This window comes from Hydrosulfovibrio ferrireducens, assembly GCF_046883345.1.
In the GTDB taxonomy this organism is placed as follows: domain Bacteria; phylum Desulfobacterota; class Desulfobulbia; order Desulfobulbales; family Desulfurivibrionaceae; genus Thiovibrio; species Thiovibrio ferrireducens.
This window is the reverse complement of record NZ_JALKCW010000008.1, coordinates 87495-113387: the sequence shown is the minus strand read 5'-3', so window position 1 is coordinate 113387 and position 25893 is coordinate 87495. Positions and strand designations below refer to the sequence as shown.

General features: G+C 55.3%; 21 protein-coding genes, 1 other RNA gene and 1 pseudogene. 16 read left to right on the top strand and 7 right to left on the bottom strand.

Translation table 11 applies throughout. The features are described 5' to 3' along the window. Positions 1–122: 122 nt before the first annotated feature. The gene (locus MWR57_RS02900; RefSeq protein ID WP_423123283.1) at positions 123–875 is read left to right on the top strand and encodes a hypothetical protein; all 753 of its coding nucleotides are present in this window, start codon (positions 123–125) and stop codon (positions 873–875) included. Positions 876–966: 91 nt separating this feature from the next. Then, positions 967–1752, top strand: a complete 786-nt coding sequence (locus tag MWR57_RS02895) for a transporter (protein ID WP_423123282.1) — start codon at positions 967–969, stop codon at positions 1750–1752. 98 nt (positions 1753–1850) lie between these two features. On the opposite strand, the gene ssrA is transcribed toward MWR57_RS02895, so the two are convergent. The 4 genes from ssrA to MWR57_RS02875 all read right to left on the bottom strand — a co-directional run bounded on the left by ssrA (position 1851) and on the right by MWR57_RS02875 (position 5309). Further along, positions 1851–2205, bottom strand: a transfer-messenger RNA (tmRNA) gene (gene ssrA, locus MWR57_RS02890). A 52-nt stretch (positions 2206–2257) separates the two neighbouring features. Further along, on the bottom strand, positions 2258–2713 hold the full coding sequence (gene smpB / locus MWR57_RS02885; protein ID WP_423123281.1) for an SsrA-binding protein SmpB: 456 nt from the start codon (positions 2711–2713) through the stop codon (positions 2258–2260). Between the two features lie 124 nt (positions 2714–2837). After that, positions 2838–4643 carry a GspE/PulE family protein gene (locus MWR57_RS02880; protein WP_423123280.1) on the bottom strand — a complete coding sequence of 602 codons (1806 nt, stop codon included), beginning with the start codon at positions 4641–4643 and terminating at the stop codon, positions 2838–2840. A 378-nt stretch (positions 4644–5021) separates the two neighbouring features. Continuing rightward, positions 5022–5309 carry a hypothetical protein gene (locus tag MWR57_RS02875; protein ID WP_423123279.1) on the bottom strand — a complete coding sequence of 96 codons (288 nt, stop codon included), beginning with the start codon at positions 5307–5309 and terminating at the stop codon, positions 5022–5024. Between MWR57_RS02875 and MWR57_RS02870 the strand changes: the two genes are divergently transcribed. The 5 genes from MWR57_RS02870 (at position 5308) to MWR57_RS02850 (ending at position 12477) form a co-directional block, all read left to right on the top strand. After that, positions 5308–9453, top strand: a complete 4146-nt coding sequence (locus tag MWR57_RS02870) for a pilus assembly protein (RefSeq protein ID WP_423123278.1) — start codon at positions 5308–5310, stop codon at positions 9451–9453. The two genes, MWR57_RS02875 and MWR57_RS02870, sit on opposite strands and share 2 nt — an antisense overlap. A gap of 80 nt (positions 9454–9533) precedes the next feature. Further along, positions 9534–10049: a pilus assembly FimT family protein gene (locus MWR57_RS02865; protein ID WP_423123277.1), complete on the top strand. Its 516-nt coding sequence runs from the start codon at positions 9534–9536 to the stop codon at positions 10047–10049. Then, positions 10036–10506, top strand: coding sequence for a type IV pilus modification PilV family protein (locus MWR57_RS02860; RefSeq protein WP_423123276.1), 471 nt, complete (start codon positions 10036–10038; stop codon positions 10504–10506). The genes MWR57_RS02865 and MWR57_RS02860 overlap by 14 nt, the downstream gene beginning before the upstream one ends. A 94-nt stretch (positions 10507–10600) precedes the next feature. Beyond that, on the top strand, positions 10601–11776 hold the full coding sequence (locus tag MWR57_RS02855) for a prepilin-type N-terminal cleavage/methylation domain-containing protein (protein ID WP_423123275.1): 1176 nt from the start codon (positions 10601–10603) through the stop codon (positions 11774–11776). Next, entirely contained in the window at positions 11773–12477 is a 705-nt protein-coding gene (locus MWR57_RS02850; protein WP_423123274.1) for a hypothetical protein, read from the top strand. The genes MWR57_RS02855 and MWR57_RS02850 overlap by 4 nt, the downstream gene beginning before the upstream one ends. A gap of 60 nt (positions 12478–12537) precedes the next feature. Here MWR57_RS02850 and MWR57_RS02845 read toward each other — a convergent pair whose 3' ends face one another. Both MWR57_RS02845 and MWR57_RS02840 read right to left on the bottom strand, forming a co-directional pair. Next, entirely contained in the window at positions 12538–13923 is a 1386-nt protein-coding gene (locus MWR57_RS02845; RefSeq protein ID WP_423123273.1) for a sigma-54-dependent transcriptional regulator, read from the bottom strand. Between the two features lie 12 nt (positions 13924–13935). Further along, the gene (locus MWR57_RS02840) at positions 13936–15489 is read right to left on the bottom strand and encodes a sensor histidine kinase (RefSeq protein WP_423123272.1); all 1554 of its coding nucleotides are present in this window, start codon (positions 15487–15489) and stop codon (positions 13936–13938) included. A gap of 346 nt (positions 15490–15835) precedes the next feature. Between MWR57_RS02840 and MWR57_RS02835 the strand changes: the two are divergent. From MWR57_RS02835 to MWR57_RS02795, 9 genes and pseudogenes are all read left to right on the top strand, one after another. Then, positions 15836–15929 (top strand): annotated as a pseudogene (locus MWR57_RS02835) (prepilin-type N-terminal cleavage/methylation domain-containing protein); the annotation flags it as partial. Positions 15930–16935: 1006 nt separating this feature from the next. Next, positions 16936–17679, top strand: coding sequence for an ABC transporter ATP-binding protein (locus MWR57_RS02830; RefSeq protein ID WP_423123271.1), 744 nt, complete (start codon positions 16936–16938; stop codon positions 17677–17679). Further along, a complete protein-coding gene (locus tag MWR57_RS02825) occupies positions 17672–18499 on the top strand; it encodes a hypothetical protein (protein WP_423123270.1) in 828 nt (275 codons plus the stop codon). Before MWR57_RS02830 ends, MWR57_RS02825 begins: the two co-directional genes overlap by 8 nt. 161 nt (positions 18500–18660) lie before the next feature. After that, positions 18661–19329: a hypothetical protein gene (locus MWR57_RS02820; RefSeq protein WP_423123269.1), complete on the top strand. Its 669-nt coding sequence runs from the start codon at positions 18661–18663 to the stop codon at positions 19327–19329. 112 nt (positions 19330–19441) lie between these two features. After that, positions 19442–19720 (top strand): type II toxin-antitoxin system Phd/YefM family antitoxin, encoded by a 279-nt coding sequence (locus MWR57_RS02815; RefSeq protein ID WP_423123268.1) that lies wholly within the window; start codon positions 19442–19444, stop codon positions 19718–19720. Next, positions 19717–20007: a Txe/YoeB family addiction module toxin gene (locus MWR57_RS02810; RefSeq protein WP_423123267.1), complete on the top strand. Its 291-nt coding sequence runs from the start codon at positions 19717–19719 to the stop codon at positions 20005–20007. Before MWR57_RS02815 ends, MWR57_RS02810 begins: the two co-directional genes overlap by 4 nt. 245 nt (positions 20008–20252) lie before the next feature. Continuing rightward, on the top strand, positions 20253–20483 hold the full coding sequence (gene vapB / locus MWR57_RS02805) for a type II toxin-antitoxin system antitoxin VapB (protein ID WP_423123266.1): 231 nt from the start codon (positions 20253–20255) through the stop codon (positions 20481–20483). After that, positions 20483–20884: a type II toxin-antitoxin system tRNA(fMet)-specific endonuclease VapC gene (vapC, locus tag MWR57_RS02800; protein ID WP_423123265.1), complete on the top strand. Its 402-nt coding sequence runs from the start codon at positions 20483–20485 to the stop codon at positions 20882–20884. The genes vapB and vapC overlap by 1 nt, the downstream gene beginning before the upstream one ends. A 58-nt stretch (positions 20885–20942) precedes the next feature. Beyond that, positions 20943–21989 carry a 3'-5' exoribonuclease YhaM family protein gene (locus MWR57_RS02795; RefSeq protein WP_423123264.1) on the top strand — a complete coding sequence of 349 codons (1047 nt, stop codon included), beginning with the start codon at positions 20943–20945 and terminating at the stop codon, positions 21987–21989. A gap of 11 nt (positions 21990–22000) precedes the next feature. On the opposite strand, the gene purL is transcribed toward MWR57_RS02795, so the two are convergent. Then, positions 22001–25801, bottom strand: a complete 3801-nt coding sequence (gene purL / locus MWR57_RS02790) for a phosphoribosylformylglycinamidine synthase (RefSeq protein ID WP_423123263.1) — start codon at positions 25799–25801, stop codon at positions 22001–22003. Positions 25802–25893: the final 92 nt, after the last annotated feature.

The following is a 25893-nucleotide window of genomic DNA, read 5'->3' as shown; positions in this document are numbered from 1 at the left end:
TCCAGGTAAAAGATTACGGAAAATTCTTACCGATCCGCCGTATCTTCCGTGCTACACTTGTTTGCAGGATAACAAAGCAAGCCTGCACCATTGTCGAGAAACCCAAAAAGGGATGCATCGTAATGAGCCCGGACAGCCCAAACATCCATGATGTGCTTGCCTACGAGATTAAGAAGGAGATAGCGGATCGCTATTTCGGCTTTAGAAAACTCATCGAGGACGACAAGCTCGATTTTGCCGAAAAAATACGCCAGCACTCCTTTATCCTGGAAAAACGGATCAGCTTTGACCTGATCCGCATCTACATTGTCCTTAAAAACGAAGACCTCATCCAGCGTTTCTTGGCGCTCACCGGCCTGCCCCAGGATCTTTTCTACGACCCCTACCTGACCCAATCGGGTACCATCCGAGCCCGGGTTTTTTCCGGGGTGCGCATCCACGGATTCACCCATGCCGGCCGTTTTAAAAATCTGATATTGGACTGCTACGAACGGTTGGAGGTGCATCTGGCAGAGTACCGGGCCAAGTTTGAAGAACTCAGGAAATACCGCGAGGAGATCAACGAAGAAATCGAGACTTTCTACCGGAAAAATGATCTAGGCTCCATCATGGGGTTCCTTAAAACCCTGGGGGACACCCACAAGGCGGGCAGCATGGAGGGCGGCATGGAAGCCGGAATGGCCCAGAGGATGGAGGCCAAAATGCACATCGCCCCGCAACCGCCGCCGGAGCACTTCCTGCCGATCATCCAGTCGCTGCCCCCCCTGGCCACCATCAAGGGGGAGCTGAAAGCCATCATTCGAGCCGCCTACGAGGATCACGGCTCGGAACTTATCCAGCTTTTGTCCCGGAAAGACACCCCTGCCCCTAGATGAACTCCTCCACCGATTTTTTTTGCTTTTTTAAAAAACACCAGGTATGGTGCTCGGTAACACGTTAATTATTAATGTAACACCGGAGGAGCTCATGAATTTCCCGTCCGCCGTTCGCCTGCACCATCTCTCTGCCCCTGTTGTTTTCTTTTCCATCCTCTCCTGCTCCACCGCCGCCTTTGCCGCCCATCCGCTGATCACGGACGACACGGGCACCATGGGCACGGGCAAGGCCCAACTGGAAATGAACGGCGAATACGGCCGTGACAAGGAAGAGGGCGTTACCACCACCACAACCCAGGGAGACGCCTGTTTCTCCTATGGGCTCAGCGAATCGGTGGATTTCGTTATCGATCTCCCCTATATCCATTCCCGGGAAAAAAGCGAGGAAGCCACGGTGAGCGAAAACGGCTTCTCCGACACGGCCATCGAGGTGAAATGGCGATTTTACGAACAAGGGGACGCAAGCCTTGCCATCAAACCAGGACTCACCCTGCCCACCGGCGACGATGAAAAAGGCTTGGGCGCAGGCAAGGCAACCTACAGCCTTTTTTTCATCGCCTCACAGGAAATGGACCCGTGGGCCTTCCACCTGAACCTCGGCTATCTCCGAAACGAAAACACCCTGGATGAAGAACAGAATCTCTGGCATGCATCCATCGCCTCCACCGTTGCCTTGACCGAACAGCTCACCGCCGTCGCCAACCTCGGCGTTGAAAGCAACACCGACAAACTCGCTGGCACCGATCCCGCCTTTGTCCTGGCCGGGTTGGTCTATGCCCTCTCCGAGGAGTTTGATCTTGATTTCGGGATCAAATACGGGCTCAACGATCCTGAAACCGACCGGACCGTGCTGGCCGGGGTGACCTGGAAGTTTTAGGCGTTTTTGACCCAAAAAAAGAGGCAGCCCGGAGTTCCGGGCTACCTCTTTTTTTTGAAACATTTAAAACAAGTGCAATAAAATCAACAAGTTACAAATGGTGGAGGCGGCGGGAGTTGAACCCGCGTCCGAAAATACTCCCCTCCCGATATCTACATGCTTAGTTCTGTTTGGCTGCTTATCGTGCCTTGGCCCCTCCAGAACAAGAGGCTTTCGGCACTATCCTACTGAATTTCGCCATTCGTGCGGCAGGCGCGCGCGAAGGGCTATCCCGCTAGTCGACGTTCTTTTCGGCCGCGCAGGAGTAAGCCGAAAGACCGGTAGCATTTAAGCTGCTACAGCGTAAGAATAGTCGTCTGCGACTATATTTTGCTCTACCTATTTTACGAGGTTGGTAGAAACCTCGGCATGCAACCTGAGCTTACATATCCCCGTCGAACCCGTTTCGCCCCCTTATTTTAGTGTTGAGCGCTGAGTACTCGGAACTGTGTACTCAGCACTGGTTTTACTTGTATTTCAACATGGCCCGATCAATCTCGCGGTCCGTGTCTTTTTTCTTCAGCGATTCCCGCTTGTCGTACAGTTTCTTGCCCTTGGCCAGCCCAAGAACAACCTTGGCCTTGCCCCGCTCGTTGAAATACATCTTGAGGGGAATCAGAGAATACCCTCTTTCCTGGGTTTTGCCAACGAGCTTGAGGATCTCGCGCTTCTTGAGCAGCAGCTTGCGCTCCCGCACAGGGTCCGGCGCATCGTAGGTTGCGTGGCTGTAGGGCGAGATATGCACGTGCAGAAGAAAAACCTCTTCGTTTTTGATCCTGGCATACCCGTCGCGCAGATTGGCCTTGCCGGCCCGGAGCGACTTTACCTCCGAGCCCAATAATTGGAGACCTGCCTCGATTTCCGCTTCAATGGTAAAATCGTGGTAGGCTTTTTTATTGGTGCAGACAACCTTGGCAGCCACATGTTCACCCGCAGGCCCGTACCCGCAAAAACTTCAAGAAAAAAACCCTTGCTCCGGAGGAACAAGGGGATTGTGTTTACACTATAATACATCCTGCCCTAAAAAGCGAGGGGCGCGGGCGCGGCTAATCTCCGCCGGTTACGCGCAAGGCCTCCTCCGGGGTGGTGATCCCGCTTTTCACCTTTTGCCAGGCATCCTCCTTGAGCGTGGTCATGCCTTCCTCCATGGCGGTTTGCCGGATCTCCGTTTCCGAACTTCCCCCGCTGATCTGCTTGCGGATCCTGTCGCTCATCTCGAAGATTTCAAAGATGCCGCTCCGGCCAAGGTAGCCGGTCCCCCGGCATTGCTGACACCCCTTGCCCCGCCGCAGTTCGATCTCCCCGTCCTCGGTCACGGGCAACCCGAAGCCGCGCAGCTCGTCCGCGGACATGCGGTAGGTTTCGCTGCAATGGGGGCAGATTCGCCGCACCAAGCGCTGGGCCATGGCCCCCAGCAAGGTCGAACCGATCATGAACGATTGCACCCCCAGGTCCAACAACCGGCTGATGGAGGCAACGGCATCGTTGGTGTGCAGGGTGGAAAAAACCAGATGCCCGGTGAGCGCCGCCTGCACGGCATTTACGGCGGTGTCCAGATCGCGGATCTCGCCGATCATGATGATGTCCGGGTCCTGGCGCAGGATGTTGCGCAGGATGGTGGAAAAGGTCACATCCAGCAGCGGCTGCACCGGAATCTGGTTGAATTCCTCATGCACCATCTCCACCGGGTCCTCCACGGTGACCACGTTCTTCTCCGGAGTGGCGATCTGCTTGAGGGTCGAATAGAGGGTGGTGGACTTGCCGCTGCCCGTTGGCCCGGTCACGAGGAAAATGCCATGGGGCGCGGACATGAAACTCTTGTACACCGCAAGATCGCGCGCTGAAAAGCCGATCGTCTCCACATCCTGAAACAGGATATCCGGGTCCAGGATTCGCAGCACCGCCTTTTCGCCAAAGGCCACCGGCACGGTGGAAACCCGGATCTCCGCCTCCTGGCCGGAACGATCCACCTTGATCCTGCCGTCCTGGGGCCGCCTTTTTTCGGCGATATCCAGACGGGCCAGGGACTTGATCCGGGAAACCACCGCGGCATGGACCACCTTGGGCAGCTTGTAGATGGTATGCAGCACCCCGTCGATGCGCAAACGGACCAGGGCCTGCTCCCGCTTGGGCTCGATGTGGATATCGCTGGCCCGCTGCTCAAAGGCATAGTTGAACATATGGTCCACCGCCGAGGTCACATGCTGATCCGAAGAGGCCGCCTCCTCGGTGGAGGAGATGCGCACATACTGCTCAAGATTGCCCAAATCCACCAGAGGCCTGGCCAAATGGCTTTCCGCTGCAGTGATGGAGGACTGAAAACCGAAAAACTCGGCCAGGGTTTTGCGGATGTCGCTCTTGGTGGTGAGGTAGCGCTTTACGGTAAGCTGATTGGCCCGCTCGATCTCGGCTAAGACTGCACTGTTTTCCGGATCGCAGACCGCCACTTCCAGAATACCATTGGCAAAACCAAAGGGCAGCAACAGGTGGCGAAAGGCAAAGGTGCGGGGGATGGTCTTGGTGACCACCTTGAGATCGAGTTGCAACGGATCAAGTTTGACAAAAGGCAGACCGCGATCCTCGGCAATGGCCTGGAAGATCAATTCCTCCGTAAGCAGTTGCCCTTTTTTGTCACCGAGCTCCAAATTCATGGAGACGATGATGTCCACCAGAGTCAAGGCTGTGTCACTTGCACGCCCGGCCTTATTCTTGTGGTGTTCAGCATGTTGTTTGAGTAAGAGTTGCCGCTGCTGCGCCTTATGGTCGGAGATGAATTTCCGTTGCACCGAAGTAATCAGCCGGTTGCGGACCAATAGGTCGAGGATGTATTTTTCATCGCTGAGAAGCGGCATGGTGATGGATTTCCCTTGGTTGTCGTTTCTTTGTTGCAGCCTGCCTTTGTATGCCAGAAAACGGAAAGCCTAATGACCCGCTTTGGGCTTTGCTCAAAGAATTTTTCCTCACACGGCCATCCTAGATCATTTTCTTTATCTAGGACAGCCCAAATTGTGTATGATACATGCACATCATTGGCACTGAATATGCATTAATTTTAAACGTAGCCAAAAAATTGTTTCCTTGCCCGCACAAAAACAGGGGGAACACAAGAAACAATAACACAAACTCAACAAGATAATTTTTCCCCGGCGGTTCTTCACATATCAAGCATACAATATTTTTGTATAAAAAATTTTAATAGATGGGGGTAGCCAATGAAATTGAAAGGGATGCTAACCTGTGCCTTTATGTTTCCTGGCATTTTGTTTTACTCGCAGGCCTTCGCGGTGGACGAGTTGTATCTCTGCGGAGTTGTTCAGGAAATCAATCTCCAGACCGCACAGGTCACTGTGGATGTCGTCTCCGACAGTTGCCGTGGGATGAGAACGTTCAAACTCCCCGCGACCAAGGACACAACCACTTTTAATATGGTTGGGCGGAAATGTTTCCTCATAAACAGCAACAATTGCAAAGCGGGCTACATCTATACCATAACCAAAATCGTCCCGGAGTAAGGCCATGCGAAAATTTATAGTGTTTACCGCGATGGCAATTTGCCTGATGGCGGATCAAGGGTACGCCGCCATGGAGTCGTATTGCCAATCCCCGCCTTTTATCAGTACTGCGGCTGCCCCAAATGTCCTACTGATGATCGATACCAGCGGCAGCATGGGGTGGAAGGCCTATTCCTATGGAGATGTTGACACCACCCCCAATGATGGGAAACTGGATCACTATGATGCCACCAAGGTTTATGAAGGCTATTTCGATCCAGTGAAAAATTATACTCTAGACATCAATGGCGTCTACCAAGAAACTGCTGGAAGCACATGTACCAAAAAATGCGGCGCGGCTAATAATAGTTGGACCTGCGCGAGCAACACCTCTAGTTGTTATTATTTCGAAGCCAAAGGAACACATGGCTGCAATAGTAACAGATATGCCTGCTGTTCATCGTCAAACTTGATAGCCGTCGACTGCGGCGCCACCGATACCGGCAACTACCTTAATTACAAGAACATGGCAAGGGTCGATCTGCTCAGATGGGCGCTGACAGGCGGGAAGCCGGACGGTTGCAATAATTCTATTCAAACTTGCGAGGCATCTCTTTGGCAAGATCCCAGCTCCAGCGTGCCTTGCGATAGCAATGGGTGCACCATGGTGACTGCCGGCGGCCTGAAAATAAGGATGCCATGGGCCCGCATCACGGGCGAAGAAGGGGGCTTGCTCTATCAGCTCAAAAACCTGCCTGTACAGCCACGCATAGGGAGCATGTATTTTGGTGGTGACGGGGTAAACAACACTGTTCTTATTGGTGATTTTACCAGTGGAAACAGTATCGATGGCGTCAACCCTTACAAGGGTACCATTACCGCACTCAATAATGAATCGCCAAGCGGCAGCACCCCCATAGGTCCGGCTTTGTGGGCCGCCTATGCCTATTTTGCCCAGAACCCTTCCGTTTTTGGCAGCCCAACGCCAGACACCAGCGCGCACGGAAATCCATACAAGAACCCCATGTATCAATGCTTTGATTTCGACAACAATGGCCTTTGCCAGGGCAATGAGTTCGCCCTGATTCCCTGCGCCAAAAATTTCATGATCCTGCTTACCGATGGCCAGTGGAACAGGGGAGGGGTCGACGGTTCTGTGACCAGCACCTGCACCATCAACACAGGATATGAGAGTGCATCCGCCGACCCCGTGGTCCCTGCCTATTGGCTGCACAAAAAGGGATTCACCAATCAGGCAACCGACCCCCAAATCGCATCCAATGTGGAAGCCCTGTACGGCGTCGGTCTGTGGTTGGGAGGCACCGGCGCGACCTCACTGAAAAATGTGGCCATGTACGGCAGCTTCGACACGAGCAAGACCTGGCCAGGCAATACGACGGGATATCCCCAATCCACTTGTACGGTGGATGATTGCGGTAGCGGCAAGGGCAGCCCCTGCACCGCCTTGCCGCCTTCCTCCTCGGATTGGGACAAAAATGGCAATAACATTCCCGATACCTTCTTCGGTGCATCCGATGCCTTAGAAATAAAAGAAAAAATAAAGGCTATTATCGACGAAATAATGCGGAAGGCTTCCTCCGGCACGGCTGTATCGGTATTGAGTTCCAGCGAGGGCAGCGGCGCCAATCTCATGCAGGCCCTGTTTTATCCCCAACGGTCATTCGCCAACAACACGGAGGTCTCCTGGACAAGCGACCTGATGAGCTACTGGTACTACATGGATCCATTCTTTAAATCATCGCAGATTCGAGAAGATACGATCAGGGAAGGGGCGAACTACACATTGCTCGACCTTACACAGGACTACATCACTAACTTCGCGTTCGATCCGGGCCAGAATAAGACCTTGGCGCATCGCTGGTGGGATACAACAGGCACAAGCACCGTTGTTACAGACATGGGGACTGTACCAATAGAAAGCACTATTCCCATCTGGCGCGCTGGTTTTAACCTCTGGTGGACAGCCCCCGCCGACAGGACCATTAAAACCACGGTGGATGGCGCAAATCTGATGTCGTTCGACACGACAAATTACGCCACCCTCGATGATTATATGGGGCAGACCGCAGTCGCCGCAGACGCCAAGGCAACCATCAATTATGTGCGCGGCTATGATTGCGTGGATGCCGCAGGCGCAGCCTGCGTATGCGGAACAGCCAATTGCAACAAAATTGGCAGAGACCGAACTGTGACGAACGGAGTTTGTTCTTCACGGAGAAGTCCGTGCAACGACTTAATTAATTCGACCGATTGCCCGAACGGAGAAACCTGCGCCCAGGAAACACATGTCTGGAAGTTGGGCGACATCATCTCATCCACCCCACGCATCATGGGGCCAGCGTATTTAAACAACTTCAATCTCCCCGCCCCCTTTGGCTACAACGACCAAACCTATAAAGATTTCATCACAAGTAACGATTACAAAGACAGACAGCTCGTTTTTGTAGGCTCCAACGATGGCATGTTGCATGCTTTCAAGCTCGGCAAGCTGCTGCAGAACTGGACCGGGAAGCACTGGTATGAAGCCGCCAAGCAGGAAGGCGATACCGGCGCAGGAGGGATTGGCTCTGAAAGCTATGCCTTTATCCCTAAAAATGCCCTTCCGTATCTGCAATACCTTCATGATGAAGATTACTGTCACATCTATATGGTGGATGGCCCGATAGCGATAACAGAGGCCTCTATAAACAAGCCATCGACTTGCACACTCACTGATTACTGGAACTGTCCAAAGCTCACCACGATGCAAAAAGTGTGCTCCACAAGCACAACAACAGCATGCACTGTCAACACAGATTGCCCCACAGACGAAACATGTGTTAACAGCGGCGATGTGGATTTCGCGAAAACAAGCTGGCGCACCACCTTAATAGGCAGCATGGGCATCGGCGGCGCCACCTGCGATGGAGCTGCCGCCGATGCTGATCGAATCAGTACGCCGCTTTCGGTATCGGGGAATCCGGTTGGGTGGTCATCATACTTTGCCCTTGACGTGACTGACCAGGCGACCCCACAACTCTTGTGGGAGTTCAGCAATGCTGATCTGGGTGTTACCAACATCGGCCCGGCGATTGTCAAGGTTGGTGGCAATGAAAAACGATGCACCAACAACAACGCCACCTGCTCAGCCGACGTTGATTGCGACACAGGCATCCAGTGCGTCAACACAAACGGCAGGTGGTTCGCCATCTTGGCTTCAGGATCAACCGGCCCCATCACTACCAAGGAATTTAAGGGCACCTCGGACAAGAATCTGAGACTTTTCGTGCTTGACCTTAAGACGGGTGCATTGCTGCGCACCATAGACACCGGTATCACCAATACCTTTGCAGGCTCCATCTCCACAAGCGCGATCGATCTAGAAAAGGATAGGGCCAGCAATAGCGGCAACTACCAAGATGATGCCGTGTATATCGGCTACGTTAAGGACACCACCAACGGCGGGGTGCTGCGACTCGTCATCAATGACGACATCAATCCCGCCAATTGGACGGTCAGCAAGGTAATTGAAAATATCGGGCCGGTCACTACCTCCGTGGCCAATCTTCTTGACCGGAGAAACCAAAAACTCTGGCTCTACTTTGCAGAAGGCCGATTTTTCTATAAAACGGATGACCCAACCACACAACGCAAGCTGTTCGGTATTCAAGAACCCTGCTTTGATCCGGCGAGCAACAGCATCTCTCCCTCCTGCACGAGCACGTTGGTATTGGCCACCGACCTGATAGACCAGACAACTTCGCCAAGCACCACATTAACGGTCGCGCAAAAAGGCTGGTATATCAGCATGAACGCAGCGGGAGCATCAATAAGTGCGGAGCGCGTTATTTCAAACCCCACGCCTGACCCCCTTGGCGCCATTTACTTCCTGTCTTTTGCCCCGACTGCTGAAATTTGTGACTTTGGCGGCACCACATATCTCTGGGCATTGGACTACAAGACCGGGGGCAAAGTGACGTTTGTCATGCAGGGCAAAGCTCTGGTGCAAGTATCCACCGGTGAGATCAAAGAACTCAACCTGTCCGAGGCGTTCACCGAGAATGAAGACCGTAAATCTCTCGGGTTTAAGGGTATTCCGCCAACAGGAGGACAGAGCGTGCAGATCCCTCCAACCCCCATAAAAAAATTCATGCATGTGCAGGAACAATAAAAAAGGCGGTTGCATGAACATGCCAAGGAGCAACAATGCAGGCAGGCGAAAAAACACATTTCCATTCTAGGCGATGCACAATGACGGCCAAATCTGGCTTCACATTGGTCGAACTCATGGTGGTTGTTGCCATAATCGGAATCGTTCTGACAATTGCAACCATGAATATTAGACAATGGAATGATAAATATACCGTAGAATCCTACACCAAGGAGATTCACTCCATTTTGATGAAAGCCAGAAACGATGCGGCGAACACCAACACCCAAAATCTGGTCACATTGACGGCTAACCAAGTGCAAGTTACCCAGGACGATGACGGGGATGGTATTGTTGAAGCGACTGACGGGAATGGCGTTGTTGACGCAGGCGAACCCACAACAACAAAGCCCTATCAACAATTTGCTATTCAGTTCGCAATTTCTCCGATTGTTTTTAACAGAAGAGGCATGACCAACAACATTCAGACCATAAGCATTACTGGTTATTCCCCGAATGCCTCCCCTGGCGTGGATTGTATCACGGTAGCACCAACCCGGATCAATATGGGCTTAATGCGAATCATTGGAGGAGTAGCGACCTGTGAACAACAATAAACAAAAATTACACAGGCAACAGGGTTTTACCCTGGTGGAAATTATGATTGCCCTGCTTGTCTTTATGGTGATCATGCTGGGGGTGGCCGGAGGGCTTCTAACCGTCCTCCGGACCAACAAAGGAAACGTCGTGCGTGACGAGGCGCTTAGGCTGGCGGAAGATGAGTTGAATCGACTTAAAGGAGAACAGTTTTCCGTCTTTGGTACTTCAGGTGCCCTGGCTGCAACAGATCCGCCGACATGGACCGCCCCAGCCAACGTGTTGAGCAATATACGCGGGGGGGCATTCTCCTTTGTCAGATCAACACAAATCGACGACCTGGCGACTGCCGCCATCGAACTCAAGCGCATCGATGTGGCCGTGGGCTGGGACGATCCCGCAGGAGGGGCTGCCCTGCCGGCCACAGGCATGAATCGTCAGGTGTCCTTAAGTACAATAATCGTGCGCAGTGATTAACTTTGTCCTTGCAAAAAAAGGGACGGGTACACGACGGGAACTGATGCCAGCGCGGCTTTTTTGGGGCCGATGCCATCATTATTAAAGGGCGGACATGAAACAGCACGGTAAAACCTTGTTACAGGAAGAACTCGGCTTCTCCCTCATAGAGCTGCTAATCTATATGACTCTTTTGGGAATCCTGATGGCCATGGTGTTTAGCAGCTTCACGCCGGTTATGCGAACAAGCTCCCGCCAGTGGCGCATTGCGGAAACAAAGGTTGAAACAGGGGTCGGCCTGGATTTACTGCGGTCCGATCTTGAACACGCCGGCTTTGGCCTACCTTGGGAATTCCCGGTCGGGGTAACGCCAAGTCCTTATTCTGAACCTGCTGCGCCTACAGCGCCTGCAGCGATGAATGATTTCCCCAATGTGCCAAGGGCAGTGACCAGTGAAGATGCCTCCGCCTTGAGCCTGAATGGTTCCGATTATCTGGCAATCAAGGGTTTGAACGTAGTACGGAGCAATTCCAGCCAAAAATGGGGTTGGCTGGGGCGGGATATCGCGCACGCAGTCTCCATTCAATCTTTGAGCGACGATGCTTTCGATGACTCGGGCGCTGACGCGGACAGGGTAATTGTCATCCGCCCCCAGGTCAGCCCCGGCGAAAACCGCCGACTTGTCCTGGATGGCACGAACTATTTTGCTAAACCGACAGCCGCTGCTTTGGCGCCCTTTGCCCCACCCGAGACGCCCAGAGACCCCAACGGCGAACGCTATCTCCTTTACGGGCTTGATGACAGCGATCCGAGAAGGCCATTCAACCGCACCGATTACTATATCAACAACGCAGGCGTACCGGCCCAATGTGCACCAGGCACGGGCACTCTGGTCAAGGCTACGCTGAACCATGGCGACGACAACTTTTTCATCTTGCCCATCGTGGATTGCGTGGCCGATTTCCAGGTGGTCTATTATCTTGACACCAATGGCGATGGGGGATGGGATACGAGAGTCGACGCCAGTGGACTTAATGGCCTGACAGCCCAGCAGATCCGGGAACGGGTGAAGTCCATCCGATGTTATGTGCTCACCCATGAAGGCGGCGTGGATGCCACCTACACGCATCCAAACGCCAATATTAATGTCGGTCAAGTGGATACGGACGGAGTTACCCTGCTGGCTGGCGCGGGCCGGACGTTTGACCTGAACGCAAGCATCGGCGCAACCTGGGCCAACTACCGCTGGAAGGTATACAGCCTGGCAGTAACACCCAGGAATTTACAATGAACACTATGGAGGAAAGCCATATGCGGCGGCTGATTATCCGAAAAATATCCGTCTCCCCTGCAAAAGAGAAAAGCACACCAAGGCCCACGACAGGGATACGGCTTTCTGCGCCGCCAGCAATCCTTGGTAACGAGAGAGGCGTTGCGCTGGTCATGGCTTTGATTTTGGGCCTTATTGGCATGCTCATGATAGCGTCTCTCCTTTATATGGCGGGGACTGGCACTTGGACGAGCGGCTCAAAAAAACGATACCAGACGGCGCTGGAAGCTTCTCATGGCGGCATGAATTTTTTTGCAAAAGAAATCATCCAAAGAGGGGTGGGAGGCGCTCCCCTGAGCACCATGGGAAACTACGGTGGTATGTTGACCCCTCTGATTGCTGACGCGGATTTCACCACAAAACTCACGACGACTGGTGATATTAATGACGGAGTTTATCCTGACGATAACCCAGATGCGACCTTGACGATGGTGTTTACAGCGTCAACCCCCAATATGACAGTAAATACCGCCATATTGAGGACAAGCCTCGGCAACAGCGGCACATCTTCAAACGTTCTGGTGGGCGGGGGGGTGGTCAACAACAGCAGTGGCACGGTTATCCCGCAACATATCCCGTATCTGTTTCAGACTGAAATCCAAGGCCAAAGCGCGGGAAATTCAAGGGAAAGGGCTAGATTGTCAGGAACATACGCATATTAAGGCTGCTGCCTGTTTTAGAAGTCAAGCAAGCCCCCCGCTTCTCCCATTCATTAATCTCTATCACAGCCCGTATTCCTTCATTTTGCTCAGCAGAGAAGGATAGCTGATCTCAAGCAGCAGGCCCGCCTTGCTCTTGTTGCCACCGGTGGCTGCCAGGGCCTTGGCGATCAAAGCACGCTCCATTTCCCGCTGCTCCCTTTTCATGGAGTAGGAGGTGCCCAGCACCTTTTCTATGCCAGTGCTGCATGCATCTGCCATCCCCGCAAGATTTTCCGGCAGATGCTCCGGCATGATGACGCTTCCCTCGGCCAGCACCATCGCCCGCTCCAAAGCGTTTTCCAACTCCCGGACGTTGCCGGGCCAACGATGGCGAAGCAGCGCCGCCAGGGTAGCCGAGCGCAGTTCCGGGGGCTGTCTGTCGAGTTTGGCCGCGATCCGGTCGAGCAAACGGGCGCAGAGTAGGGGGATATCTTCCATGCGTTCGCGCAACGGCGGCACATGCAGCCGGATTACATTAAGCCGGTAAAACAGATCCTCCCGAAACCGGCCCACCGCCACCTCCTCTTCCAAATCCCGGGCTGTCGCCGCCAGCACCCGCACATCGACCGGCACTGCCCGCGCCCCGCCCACTGGCCGCACCTCCCGCTCCTGCAACACCCGCAGCAACTTCACCTGGGCATCGGGCGGGAGTTCGCCGATCTCATCCAAAAAGAGGGTGCCGCCATGCGCCTCCTGGAATATGCCCTTGCGATCTTTTTCCGCGCCAGTGAAAGCGCCTTTCACATACCCGAACAACTCGCTTTCGAGCAGGCTCGACGGCATCCCGCCGCAATTGACAGCCAGAAACGGCTTGTCGGCCCGACCGCTTTTGTGGTGAATCCCCCGCGCCACCAGCTCCTTGCCGGTGCCGGATTCGCCGGTGATGAGCACCGTGGTGTCGTATTGGGCCACCTTGACCACTGTTTGCAGAAAGGAGACCATGACGCCGCTCTTGCCGACCATGTCGGCAAGCCCCTGCTCCCGCTGCAAATCATCGATCTGCCTGCGCAGCAGAAGATTTTCCCGCCGTAACCGCATATGCTCCGCGGCCCTGCCCAGAGTCAGGAGCACCTCATCCGCCTTAAACGGCTTGGTGATAAAATCATAGGCCCCGGCCTTTATCGCTGCCACGGCATCCTCAATGGCCGCATAGGCGGACATCATTATAATAGGCGCCTCAATGCCCTGTTCCTTGGCTTTTTCCAAAAATCCCATCCCATCAAGGCGGGGCATCTTCAGATCGCACAACACCAGGGAAAAACTCCCTTTTCCCAGGGCACCGAGGCCTTCCTCGCCGTTTCTGGCCAGGGTTACCTGGTATCCCCCCTTGGAGGTGACAATGGAAAGCATCTCCAACATGCTTTCCTCATCATCGATTATCAGCAACCGCCCTCCATCACCCGCCATGCCCATCTCCTGTCATGCCACCTTGCCCGTGTCGGCAAGGCCTTTTTCCTTATCTAAGGATGCGGCCAAGGGCAGCGAAATCCAGATCGCCGCACCCGCGCCATCTTCAGCCCGGACGTTTTCAGCCCAGATCCTCCCGCCCCAATTCTCGACAAGCGCACAGGACACCGCCAGTCCCAACCCTGTCCCTCTGCCCGGCTCCTTGGTGGTGAAAAAAGGCTCGAACACGCTCTCCAGATGTTCTTGTGCAATTCCCGGACCGTTATCCTTGATAACCACCCGGATATATCGCCGATCCCCCTCCTGCCCATTAAGGCACCGGGCAACGACTCTCCCTTCCGGAAGCGTGCCAAGGGCATCAACCGCATTCATGATGCAATTCACAAAGACCTGCCGCAAACCGTCGGCGTCGGCCAGAACCAGATCGTCTTCCGCCTCCGATTCAAGGAAAAAGCCGATGTGGGCATGGTTGCCATGGCGAAACAGCTCCAGGCAATCCGCCAAAAGCTCCCTTACCCGCACCGGCGCGGGGGCGCCTTCGATCGGCCGGGCATAGTCAAGCAACTGCCGGATCAGTCTGCCCACCCGCGCCACCTCCTGTTCGGCGCGCCGCGCGAACTCCTTTCTTTCCTCGGAAGAGACTGCCCCTTGCCCGAGAAGATCCAGATATCCCTGCACAACACCCAGCGGATTGCCGATCTCATGGGCAAGACCTGCTGCCAGCCTGCCTATGGAGGCCATCTTTTCCGCCCGCACCATCTCCCGCCGGTTCCGTTCCAACTCCTCGTTTGCGCATTTCAGCGAGGCCACCTTGTCCAGCAGCGCTCCCCGATCCTCTTCAAGTTGCGCGATCATACGGTTCAAGCTGGAAGAGAGACGGCCAAACTCATTTCCGGGCCGCCCTGGAAAAGGCAAAAAATCATGCCGCAGGGAATAGGTATCCGCCTGTTCGGCAAGGCGCTCCAAAGGGCGGACAACGAGCTTGACCATGCGAAAAAGGCCGACAACCGCCAGCACCACCGCATTGGCAAGCATATAGGCAAGGATGATTTTTTCATTCTCCCACAATTGGGCATCAATCGGACCGGTGGAACGGACCATGGCCATGGCGCCCCTTGATCCATCCGGGGATGAAAAAGGCTGCGCGACAAGCAACAAATTGCTTCGCGGGCCTGACGCCACGCCGGGGGGAGGAGAAAGCCGGCGGCTGCTCGCAACCCCGGAGTGGGCGGCGTTCGTCAAGGCGCTCTCAAGAGCGGTGGCATAATCAGCACATCCCGCCGAGAGGGTGATGGTTTTGCTCCGTCCAATTACCGCGCCGGCGCAGACAATGGCTTCCTCCGACCGCACCATCTGCTCGATTTCAACCCGAAACCCTTCTTCTCCGCCAACCGCAGGCCCAAGCCTGGCCATGACCGCCAGCAGGCGCCGGGCATGATCCAGTTCGGCGCCCACAGCCTGCCGTTTCCAGAGTTGCATGGACACAACGTTTACCAGCAGCATGCCAACCCCGAGAACCAGAAAAAAGGCGAGAATAGTCTGCACCTTCAAATTCCAGATCCGCATGCCTTTCCTCCAAGATTCTGTAGGGTTTTACAACCATGAAAAAACAGTATCGCCACCTATCCAGCATACACGCCATACTCTTTTCCTAGAATAAAAATACATCGGGCATGACCGCACTGACACAGAACGTCAGTAAAAGATGACAAAATATGTCACGACACCCACTCCAGCCTCGTTTCCTTTTTTACCCCTCGAGACAACACCCTAAAATCAAAGCACAAATCCTGATTTTCAAAATAATAACCGCGCTGGCATGAAAATTGGATTTGACCCAAGCCGTGGCTAGACCATATAACGTATTCAGTTGCATATTTACCGGACACCACCACACACAAAGGAGCGTATCATGAAGAACCAAAAAGGTTTCACCCTCGTAGAGTTGATGATCGTTGTCGCGATCATCGGCATCCTGGCGGCCATCGCCATCCCGCAGTTCGCAGCGTATCGGATACGGGGATTCAATGCGGGAGCAATGTCTGATTTGAGAAATCTCGGTACAGCTCAAGAGGCTTTATTTGCAGATACACAAGGCTATGGCTCCGCTACAGCGGCAGCTGTGTTGGCGCCAGCGGCCGCAGTTGCTGCTCCTGCAGTGATTACTGTTGGGCCTCTGCAAGCCGCGACTGCGACTGTAGCTGGGGCTTTTCTTCATAACGCTTTGGGCACTGTTGGGTTTGCCGTCAGTAATGGTGTTGTTACAGGCTATTCAACTGTAGTAACAGCTGCTGCTCCAGTAATAGGCACTTCTTACGTGCTGCTGGCTAAGCATACCCAGGGTGATAGCGCATATGGACGTGACTCCGACAGTAGTTCTATGTTCCGTGCGACTCATGTTGCGGGTACTGCATTATTGGTAGCCGATGTTCCTGCGGCAGCTCTCGGCACCCTAGAATTAACAGGAACCACAGGTGCTGCGAAAAACTGGGCATCAATGTAGTCAATTGAAGTTTCAGCAAAATATCATACTGTAGTCAAAGTAAGGCCGGGTTACACCCGGCCTTACTTGCTTTATCAGAAAAAAAATGGGCCGGATTTATTTATATTCCAATTTCACCGAATCCCCACAATGCTTTTCGCCCTTGCAACAAGACCCGCCTAAAGGGTTGACTTGTTTTTCTCCCCCTGCTACTCTGCCATATCGTCTTTTCCCGCTCAACAGCAGTCGCCTTTTTCAATCATTTGCCCAACAGGCTAGTTACAAAATATCCCCGTGAGGTGGGTCATGCCCACCATCAGCAAACAAAAATCGGGGTCAGACCACAAAATCAAGCCCAATTCGCCTTTATCTGATCCAGTTTTCGACGACCAAACCTGGAATGCGAGAGAATTCTTTCATCTTTCCCGGGGAGCCAGCGGGGGACGCTGCTTGCTATCTTTCTATCGTCCGCCCTCAGCCAACAGCCTTTTTTCATTTGACTTCTTTTGCAGGCCTTGTACCATTTCCGCATGATTATATTTGATACTGTTTCAAAGACCTATGCGAAAGAGCTTACATCCGCAGCTCATACCGCACTTACGGCCATCTCTTTTTCTCTCTCCCGAGGAGAAACTCTTGGCCTTATCGGCGCCAACGGCGCGGGCAAAAGTACGGCTATCAAGCTGCTCATGGACTTTATCCGGCCTGATGCCGGTTCCATCTCGATACTAGGATCATCTCCGAAAAACCCAGAAATCCGCCGCCGGATCGGCTACCTGCCGGAAACCGCCAATTTTCCCTCGAACCTTACCGTCCTTGATATGCTGCGCTTCACCGGCCGCGCCTGCGACATGGGGCAACAGGAGGTTTGCACCGCCTCGGAAAAATGGCTCCGCCGCCTTGGCCTCTGGGAAGCACGAAAAAGACCTCTCCGCAATTATTCCAAAGGCATGCAACAGCGGGCCAACTTTGCCATCGCCCTGCTCAATGAGCCGGAGTTGTTGATCCTCGACGAACCCATGAGCGGCCTGGACCCCATCGGTCGGGCCGATATTCTTGCGCTCATTACCGAACTGAAATGCCAGGGCAGGACTATCCTCTTCTGTTCGCATATTCTGGAAGATGTGGACCGGCTGGTGGACCGGGTTTTGGTGCTGCACCAAGGGCAGAAAATCTTTGAGGGCCAACCCCACTCCTTGGCGGAGCAGCAGGGCTGCCCCACCTTTGTTGATGGCTACCTCAGCCTTGTTAATGAGGTAAGCAATAATGCTTAACGGCCTGAGACGCATCACTGCCCTTGCCCGTCTGGTCCTGCTCGACGGCCTCCGCCGCCATGCGCTCCTCGGACTCATCGCCCTTTCAGTGGCGGCCCAGGCCGGGGCGCTCTTGTTCTTTGACTTTATCCCCAGGGATATTGGCAGGGCCTCCAGTGATTTCATCCTCTCCCTGGCCTGGCTTTCCGGCTTTATCTTTCTTTTTTTCCACGGGGTGCAGGTCATCGCCCTGGATGAGGAAAGAAAAGTCATCTATTCCCTGCTGGCCAGGCCGATTTCACGGGGAGAATATGTGCTCGGCATCTTCGCCGGGCTTGCAGGACTCCTCCTGCTGCTGAACCTGCTCCTGGGCGGTCTGGGCTTCGGCGCCCTGCTGGTTATCAAACAAATGGTGGCGCCGGTCTACTTCAGCCAGTTCAATATGCTGTCGTTCCTGCTAGCTTGGTTCGGCCTGGTGGCCATGGAGATGATGCTGCTTTCCGTTATCCTCTTTTTCTCCGGCCTGGTGCGCGGCAGTTTTGCGGTGCTGCTCATCTCTCTTTCCTTTTACGCCATCTGCTCCGGCTTGCCGGTAGTGCGGGAGAGCGTAATTCCGCAGGCGGCAAGGAGCGAAGGATTAACCGGCCTGAAGACCATGCTTCTCTGGATGACTGCGGTTTTCCCGGATTTCGACCGGCTGGACTTCAAGAATATGATTGCCTCGTCAGACCCGTTACCGGATCTCTCACTTATGCTGATCAACTTCGGACTGACCATCTCCTACATTGGCCTTTTTCTCTGGCTTGCCTGCGTGGTCTACCAACGTAGGGACCTACAATGAGCGCCAGGCTGCCCCTGTTTTTTCTCCTTCTTTTCTCCTATGGGGCGCTCTTCTATCTCCAGGAAGCCCGGTTTTCCGAAAGCAGCCAGCAGCTCTCCCACCCCCTACCCCCCGCAATCCAGAAAATCTCCCTCGGCTACCTCCGGCAACTGGGCGGGGAAATGCAGTTCATCAAGGCCAGCGTTTTTTATGGCGGAGTCAAGCCAGGTCGTGATCCGTTGGAATATGCAGATCCCCTTGCCCAGCACTTTACCACTGCCGCCACTTTGCATCCGCAGTTCATCGACACCTATTTTCTCTGCCAGGCAATTTTGCCCTATATCAACAACGACTACGCCCGGCGCGCAAACAGTGTTTTTGCCCAGGGGATGGCCGCACTACCAGACAACTTTGTATTGCCATTTTTTGCCGGGTTCAATCATCTGTACCACCTTGACGAACCCTTGCAAGCGGCGCGGCTCTTTCATCTTGCCGCGGCAAAGCCCAACGGCCCCCCCATGTTGGAGCACCTTGCCAACCTCCTCTCCGCCGAAGGCGGAAATATTTATGCCGCGTTGATAGGGTTGCGAGGCATGTACGCCTCTGAAAAAGATGAGCAGATCAAAATGCGGTATGCAGAGGAAATCGCCGCCTTTGAAAAGGCGGTTACGGTGCTTAACGCTATACAGCGTCACGAAAAAATGAACGGGACGCCTCCTGCAGCCTTAAGCGATCTCGTCCCGGAGTATCTTCCCGCGATCCCTGATATCGGTCCGATTTTCACACTCGAATGGAAGCCGCCTCATCTTGGCGTTGTGCGGGTTGCGAAAAAGACGAGCCCCCGTCGATAGTCCGGTGCCCAACACTAGACCCATCGAGTAGAATCCATATCCGGTCCGGCTTGACGGAACCCCTCCCATGTTGTACAGTATTCCTGTACGTAATATAATAAGGGAGAATGCCATGCCAATCCAAACTACCTACACCGATGCACGCGCCAGATTCGCTGGCCTTTGCGATGCCGCGACAACAAATCGGGAAACCATCATCATCCAGCGGCGTGGAGCCGAAGACGTGGCCCTTATTGCCGCCGATGAGCTTGCAAGCCTCCAGGAAACCGCCCACCTCTTGCGCTCCCCAGAGAATGCCCGGCGGCTTCTTTCCGCTTTGGAACGGGCATTGAATCGGGAGGGACGAGCCGAATCACCGCAAACCCTCAAAAATGAACTGGGGCTTGAGTGAAAAAGTCCACCCCGGCCAACGACAAAAACTCCAGGGCCGCCGTGTTTCATCCTGAATTCCGGGAGGACCTCCGTCATTGGGTGGAAACAGAGCGAAAGGTTGCCTTGCGCGCCTTCACCCTTATTGAGGCGATCATGCGCGCCCCTTTCTTTGGTATCGGTAAACCCGAACCATTAAAATACCTCGCACCGGGCATGTGGTCCCGTCGGTTAACGCAGGAACACCGAATTGTCTATCTGGTGACCGATGATCGGGTAGATTTTCTCCAGGCACGGTATCATTATTGAAATAATTGAGCCTTGTGCAAAATAACGCCATACGCAAATTCCGTTATTCCGGAAAAACCGGAGGTACGCGAACGGAACGAGACCACAATCCTGTGTTTCCACACCGTTGATGAGTTCTGGACCCCGGCTTCCGCCGGGTTGACGACATGTTGCAGAGGGTCGGTTGAAAAAACAACTCAAAAAGAAGATTGCTCTTGAGAGCCGAAAAGTATATATATAATATATATACGACAAGGGGTGCTGACATGGAAACCGCTAAACTTTTTCAAAATGGAAGTTCACAGGCCGTCCGGCTCCCAAAGGAATTTAGAATGCCTGGCGATATGGTTAAAATATCCCAAAAAGGCAACCAGGTCATTTTGGAACCGCTGGAAACGACCTGGGATTCGTTGTTCGACTCTCTTAACGAATTCCCCGAAGACTTCATGGCAGGTGGGCGGAATCAACCAGATATGCAGAAAAGAGAATCTTTCTGATGCACTATTTGCTCGATACCAACATCTGCATTTATCTTATCAAAAAACGCCCCCCGGAAGCGCTTGCGCAATTCAGGCAGCATTCACCGCAGGATGTTGCAATCTCCACGATCACGCTCTTCGAGCTTGAGTATGGGGTTGAAAAAAGCCAATACCGCCAACGCTCTCAGGAGGCCCTGGCCAAATTTCTTCTTCCTCTCAATCTCATTGACCTGGACCGTTCTGCCGCTGCCGACGCAGCAATCATCCGGGCAGAACTTGAAAAAAAAGGCATGCCCATCGGCCCCTACGACCTACTTATCGCTGGATTGGCTCGATCTCAAAACCTAACCTTGGTGACCAACAACACCAAGGAATTCGAAAGGGTTGACGGCCTGCGCCTGGAAAACTGGGTGCAATAGCTGCCAGAATATTCTGGAGTCTCCCGCAAAATCCCCTCCACCCTCATCCACGAGTCCCATGACAACTGCCACCAAAAACATTCAAATAAAAGAGATCGCCGACGGCCAGGCAATCCACGACCTTTTCCTTGTCCGGGAGATAAACCGGGGCGAGACCAAGGCTGGCAAACCTTATCTGAGCTTGGTCCTCATGGACGCCAGCGGCGAGATCTCCGGGCGGGTCTGGGAGAATGCCGAACAGCTCATGGGCGAATGCCCGAGCGGTGCCATTGTTGCCGTTGCCGGTCAAGCCCAGGCCTACAAGGGCATCCTCCAACTCCGGATCGACTCCCTCACCCGGGTTGCGGAAAGCGAGGTTGACCTGGCCCTGTTCGTCCCTTCCACCAAGGGCAATGTCAGCCAGATGGCCAAGGAGCTGGTCAAGCTGGTCGGCAGCGTGGAAAACCCTTTTTTGAAAGAGCTGCTCCTTACCCTGTTCGGCGAACGCAAGCTCATGGCCGACATGAAAAAAGCGCCCGCCGCCAAGGCGATGCACCATGCCTATGTGGGCGGGTTGCTGGAACATACCCTCGCTGTGGCCCGGCTGGCGGAGAGCATCTGCACCCTCTATCCAACCCTGGACCGCTCCCTGCTCATAACCGGGGCGCTTCTCCACGACATCGGCAAGCTCAAGGAATTCAGCTTCGACTCCTTTCCCTTCGAATACTCGGATCGGGGGAGGTTGGTGGGCCACATGGTTCTGGGGATCGAGATGATTCAGGAAAAAATCAAAGGGATATCCGGGTTTCCGGAAGAGCTGGGGGACCGGCTCAAACATCTTATATTAAGTCATCACGGCCGGCATGAGTTCGGCTCCCCCTCCCTGCCCATGATGCAGGAGGCGTTTGCCCTCAACTTTTTGGACGACTTGGACGCCAAGATCAACTACCTGGATCGGCTAGCCGGACAGGTGAAAGGCGAAGGGTATCAGTGGACGGAGTTCCAGCGCAACCTGGAACGGTTCCTCTTTGTTAAGGGCCATCAAGCGGATGACGGCTCATCCCCCCGGGATCAGGGGCAGGACAACGGGGTTGACCCGCGTCAGCGCACGTTGTTTGGCCTGTAGCCCCCTGCCCCCTACTTCACGCACCACTCATAGGCATTCTGGAACATCCGCAACCAGGGCGAAACTTCCAACTGCTTCATCTCCTCGGGCAACCAGTGGCATTGCCAGGGCAAAAAGGCGCGTTCCGGATGCGGCATCATGGCGAGATGACGGCCATCGGGCGAGCAGAGGCCGGTGAGGCCGCCGGGCGAGCCGTTGGGGTTGAAGGGATACGCCTCGGTGGGCTGGCCCGCGTCGTCCACATAGGCCAGGGTGGCAAGGTTACCGGCCAGCACCTGCGCCTTGATGGCCGGGTCTGGGAAATGCAGGAACCCTTCGCCATGATCCACGTGGATACCGAAGGTCAGATCCTCCATTCCCGCAAGCATCATGGCCGGGCTTTTGAGCACCTTGACCGTGACCCAGCGCGATTCGAACCTTCCCGAAAGATTGTGGATAAAGCGGGGCTGCTGCGCAGCCGGGAGCCTCCCCTGCCAGGGCACCAGCCCCAGCAGACCGAAGAGCTGGCAGCCGTTGCAGATGCCCAGGGTAAAGGTGTCGGGCCGGTCGTAAAAGGCCTGGAACATCGCCTTGAGCCGGTCGTTAAAAAGGATCGTCGCAGCCCAGCCCTTGGCGGATTCAGGCACGTCGGCGTAGGAAAAGCCTCCCACCGCGGCCAACCCCCGGAAGCCGTCCAGGGTGATGCGGCCGTCCAGCAGGTCGGTCATGGTCACGTCCCAGGGCTCAAAGCCAGCGGCATAAAAGGCCGAGCTCATCTCCCGGTCGGAATTGGACCCCTCGTCGCGCAGGATGGCGACCTTGGGTTTGTTCGTTTTTGCCAGCAGTTCGGGTCCGGTCTTGGCCGGGGCGAAGCGCAACTGGTAGGTCGGCCCCTTGCGGTCATAGATATTCTGCTTCTCTTCGTCGGCACAGGAGGGCTTGATCTGGAGCCGCTCCAACTGGTAGCTGGTCTCCTCCCACCACTGGCGGAGAACCCGCATGTCCTCGCCCAGCACCATCGTGCCGTTATAGCTGATGCGGATCTCCTTGGCCGGGGTGGTTGTGCCGAGCAGGACAACAGGCACCCCATATTTGGCAAGGATTTCCCGCACTGCCTGTTCCTGGCCGGCCACGCATTCCAGCACCATTCCCAGCTCTTCGCTGAACAGCGCTTCGATGGCAGAAGCCGTGCCGGTCATGGCCAGGTCCAGACCGCAGTTGCCGGAAAATGCCATCTCCAGCACCGTGGTGATCAGCCCGCCGTCGCTGCGGTCGTGGCCTGCAGCAATCATTCCTTTTTCGATCAGCTCCTGCACCGCGCAAAAAGCCTGCTTGACCTGGGCCGGGTTGTCCATGTCCGGCGACTCGTTGCCGAGCTGGCCCAGGGTCTGGGCCAGGGCCGTGCCGCCGAGCCGGTTCTTGCCATTGCCCAGATCCACGAACAGCAGGGTGGAGCCGGGCTGCTTGATGTCCGGGCTCACCACCTTACCGATATCCGCCACCGCGCCGTACACCGAGATCACCAGCTCCCGGGGCGATTTGACCGTTTCCTTGCCCACCTTGGTGGCCATGGAGAGGCTGTCCTTGCCGCCGTCCACGGCGATGCCCACGCCGATCATGGCCTCGCGCATGGCCAGGGCCGCGTCGTACATGGCCGCGCCCTCGCCTTGGAGCTTGGGGGCCCACATCCAGTTGGCCGAGCATTTGACCTGCTCCAAATCAACCACCTTGGCCCAAACCAGATTGGTCAACGCCTCGCCCACCGCCATCCGCGCCCCGGCCGCCGGGTTGACCAGCATCTTGATGGGCTGCTCGCCAATGGCCGTGGCCACGCCGGACTTGGCAAAATGGCTCTGCGCCAGGACGGCCACATCGCTCACCGGCAACTGCAAGGGGCCGCAGCATTGCTGCCGCACGATCAGCCCGGTCACAGCCCGGTCCACCTTGTTGGTGAGAAAACGCTTGGAGCCCACGGAAACCAGACGCAGAACATTGTGCAGGGCATCCTTGACGCTGAGATCCTGCACCACCAGGGGCTTGAAGCCCGGCTGGCGACGATTATCGCTGAAGGTCTTGACCGGCACATTGCCCAGCAACTCGTTGAGTTCGATATCCACCGGGGTGGAGCCATCCTGTGCGTCATGCACCACAAAGCGCAGATCGCCGGTCACCTCGCCCAGCACCTCGCAGGCCACCTTTTCCCTCGCGCAGATGCCCTGGAACTTTTCGATATTCTCGGGCCGGATCAGGAAACCGTTGCGCTCCTGGTACTCGGCCACGTAAATCTCCAGCACGCTCATGGTGGGGTCGCCCACCCGGATGTTGCGGATCTCGATGCGGCCGCCGGATTTCTCCACCAGCTCCTTTAAGACATTGGCCGGGCCGCCCGCGCCCTGGTCGTGGATCACGTCGATCAGGGTCTTGTCGCCCATCTCGTTGCAGGCCCGGATCACCCGGTTCATCTTCTGCTCCATCTCGGCGTCGCCGCGCTGCACTGCGTCGAAATCAAGCTCGGAAACATTCTCGCCCTGGAGCATGCTGGAGGCGGCGCCGCCGCCAAAACCCACCCGGTAGGCCGGGCCGCCCACCTGGACGATGAGCATACCCTTTTCCTCCTTGGCCTTGGCGGTGTGCCGGGCATCGATCTGGCCGACGCCCGCGGTGAACATGATGGGCTTTAAAAAGCCCCAGCGCTCGCCATCGTCCAACCGCAGATCAAAGGAGCGGGTAAAGCCCAGGACCAGGGGCTCGCCGAATTTGTTGCCGTAATCCGAGGCGCCGTTACTTGCCTCGATCTCGATGGTCAGGGCCGAGGCGAGGTTGTCCGGGCAGTCGTAGCGGTTCTCCCAGGGCAGGTCGTAGCCGGGGATGTGGAGATTGGCCACGCAGTAACCCGCGGTCCCGGCCATGACAAAGCCGCCTTTGCCGGTACCCTGCACGTCGCGGATTCGGCCACCGGTGCCGGTTTCGGCGCCGGGAAAGGGGGCGACCCCGGTGGGGAAGTTATGGGTCTCGGCGGTGAGCAGCACATGGTAGACCACCTCCTGGGCGGAGAGGGGAGACGGCGCGCCCGGCTCATTGGGGAGGAGGGTGGTGATCTTGTGGCCGGTTACGGCGCTGGAGTTGTCCTTGAAGGCGATGACGCTGCCCTTGGGATGGGCGGTGAGGGTGTCGGTGACCAGTTGAAAAAGGTTCTTTTCCTGCTCCTTGCCGTCGATGATCTGCTTGCCCCTGAAAAAGCCGTGCCGCGAATGCTCGGAGTTGGCGTTGTTGAGATCCATGATCTCGACAATGGTGGGGTTGCGCTTGTGCTTGGTGACAAAGTAGTCGTAGTAGAAATTCCGGTCCCACTCGTCCATGGAGATGCCGGGGATGGTCAGCAGCCCGTCCGGCCCTTGGCTCATCAGGTCGATTGTATACACCGGCTCGGGAGTGACCCCGGTTTCAAAGGTGGTGAGCGGCGCAGGGTAGAGGCACTCGGTCATCCGGTCGTGGTTGGCCGCGACAAAGGTGGGGATATCCTCGCCTTGAGCCACCAGAAAACGGCGGGAGCGTTCCACCCGGGTCACCGCATCAAGGCCGATGGCCCGGCAGATGGAGACCAGGTTCGACGACCAGGCCGTGGCAAAATTAAGCCGCGGCCCCAGCTCCACCACCCGATCGCCTGCGAGATTGGGGGTGTCGGTAACGGTTTCGGCCAAAAAGCCGTCCGCCAACACCAGCCGGAGCCGGTCCAGCTCGGCTGCGGCAAGGGGGGAGGTGCTTTCGATGTTGAAACAGTATTCACAATTGCCGTCAATGGCGCGGTATAACTGACTGACTGTCGTTCCCATGGTCGTATCCTAAAAGTATATATGCACACGTAGCGGCGAAAATAAGCAAGCACCCAACCTATCATTAAACCACACTTTTTTCCGCAGGAAAT

What these genes read in the sequence shown, in the direction of transcription:
- MWR57_RS02900 (WP_423123283.1), top strand. Translation starts at nt 123, where the DNA reads ATGAGCCCGGACAGCCCAAACATCCATGATGTGCTTGCCTACGAGATT.
- MWR57_RS02895 (WP_423123282.1), top strand. Translation starts at nt 967, where the DNA reads ATGAATTTCCCGTCCGCCGTTCGCCTGCACCATCTCTCTGCCCCTGTT.
- MWR57_RS02880 (WP_423123280.1), bottom strand. Translation starts at nt 4,643, where the DNA reads ATGCCGCTTCTCAGCGATGAAAAATACATCCTCGACCTATTGGTCCGC.
- MWR57_RS02870 (WP_423123278.1), top strand. Translation starts at nt 5,308, where the DNA reads ATGCGAAAATTTATAGTGTTTACCGCGATGGCAATTTGCCTGATGGCG.
- MWR57_RS02875 (WP_423123279.1), bottom strand. Translation starts at nt 5,309, where the DNA reads ATGGCCTTACTCCGGGACGATTTTGGTTATGGTATAGATGTAGCCCGC.
- MWR57_RS02865 (WP_423123277.1), top strand. Translation starts at nt 9,534, where the DNA reads ATGACGGCCAAATCTGGCTTCACATTGGTCGAACTCATGGTGGTTGTT.
- MWR57_RS02855 (WP_423123275.1), top strand. Translation starts at nt 10,601, where the DNA reads ATGAAACAGCACGGTAAAACCTTGTTACAGGAAGAACTCGGCTTCTCC.
- MWR57_RS02850 (WP_423123274.1), top strand. Translation starts at nt 11,773, where the DNA reads ATGAACACTATGGAGGAAAGCCATATGCGGCGGCTGATTATCCGAAAA.
- MWR57_RS02845 (WP_423123273.1), bottom strand. Translation starts at nt 13,923, where the DNA reads ATGGCGGGTGATGGAGGGCGGTTGCTGATAATCGATGATGAGGAAAGC.
- MWR57_RS02840 (WP_423123272.1), bottom strand. Translation starts at nt 15,489, where the DNA reads ATGCGGATCTGGAATTTGAAGGTGCAGACTATTCTCGCCTTTTTTCTG.
- MWR57_RS02830 (WP_423123271.1), top strand. Translation starts at nt 16,936, where the DNA reads ATGATTATATTTGATACTGTTTCAAAGACCTATGCGAAAGAGCTTACA.
- MWR57_RS02825 (WP_423123270.1), top strand. Translation starts at nt 17,672, where the DNA reads ATGCTTAACGGCCTGAGACGCATCACTGCCCTTGCCCGTCTGGTCCTG.
- MWR57_RS02820 (WP_423123269.1), top strand. Translation starts at nt 18,661, where the DNA reads ATGCAGTTCATCAAGGCCAGCGTTTTTTATGGCGGAGTCAAGCCAGGT.
- MWR57_RS02815 (WP_423123268.1), top strand. Translation starts at nt 19,442, where the DNA reads ATGCCAATCCAAACTACCTACACCGATGCACGCGCCAGATTCGCTGGC.
- vapB (WP_423123266.1), top strand. Translation starts at nt 20,253, where the DNA reads ATGGAAACCGCTAAACTTTTTCAAAATGGAAGTTCACAGGCCGTCCGG.
- vapC (WP_423123265.1), top strand. Translation starts at nt 20,483, where the DNA reads ATGCACTATTTGCTCGATACCAACATCTGCATTTATCTTATCAAAAAA.
- MWR57_RS02795 (WP_423123264.1), top strand. Translation starts at nt 20,943, where the DNA reads ATGACAACTGCCACCAAAAACATTCAAATAAAAGAGATCGCCGACGGC.
- purL (WP_423123263.1), bottom strand. Translation starts at nt 25,801, where the DNA reads ATGGGAACGACAGTCAGTCAGTTATACCGCGCCATTGACGGCAATTGT.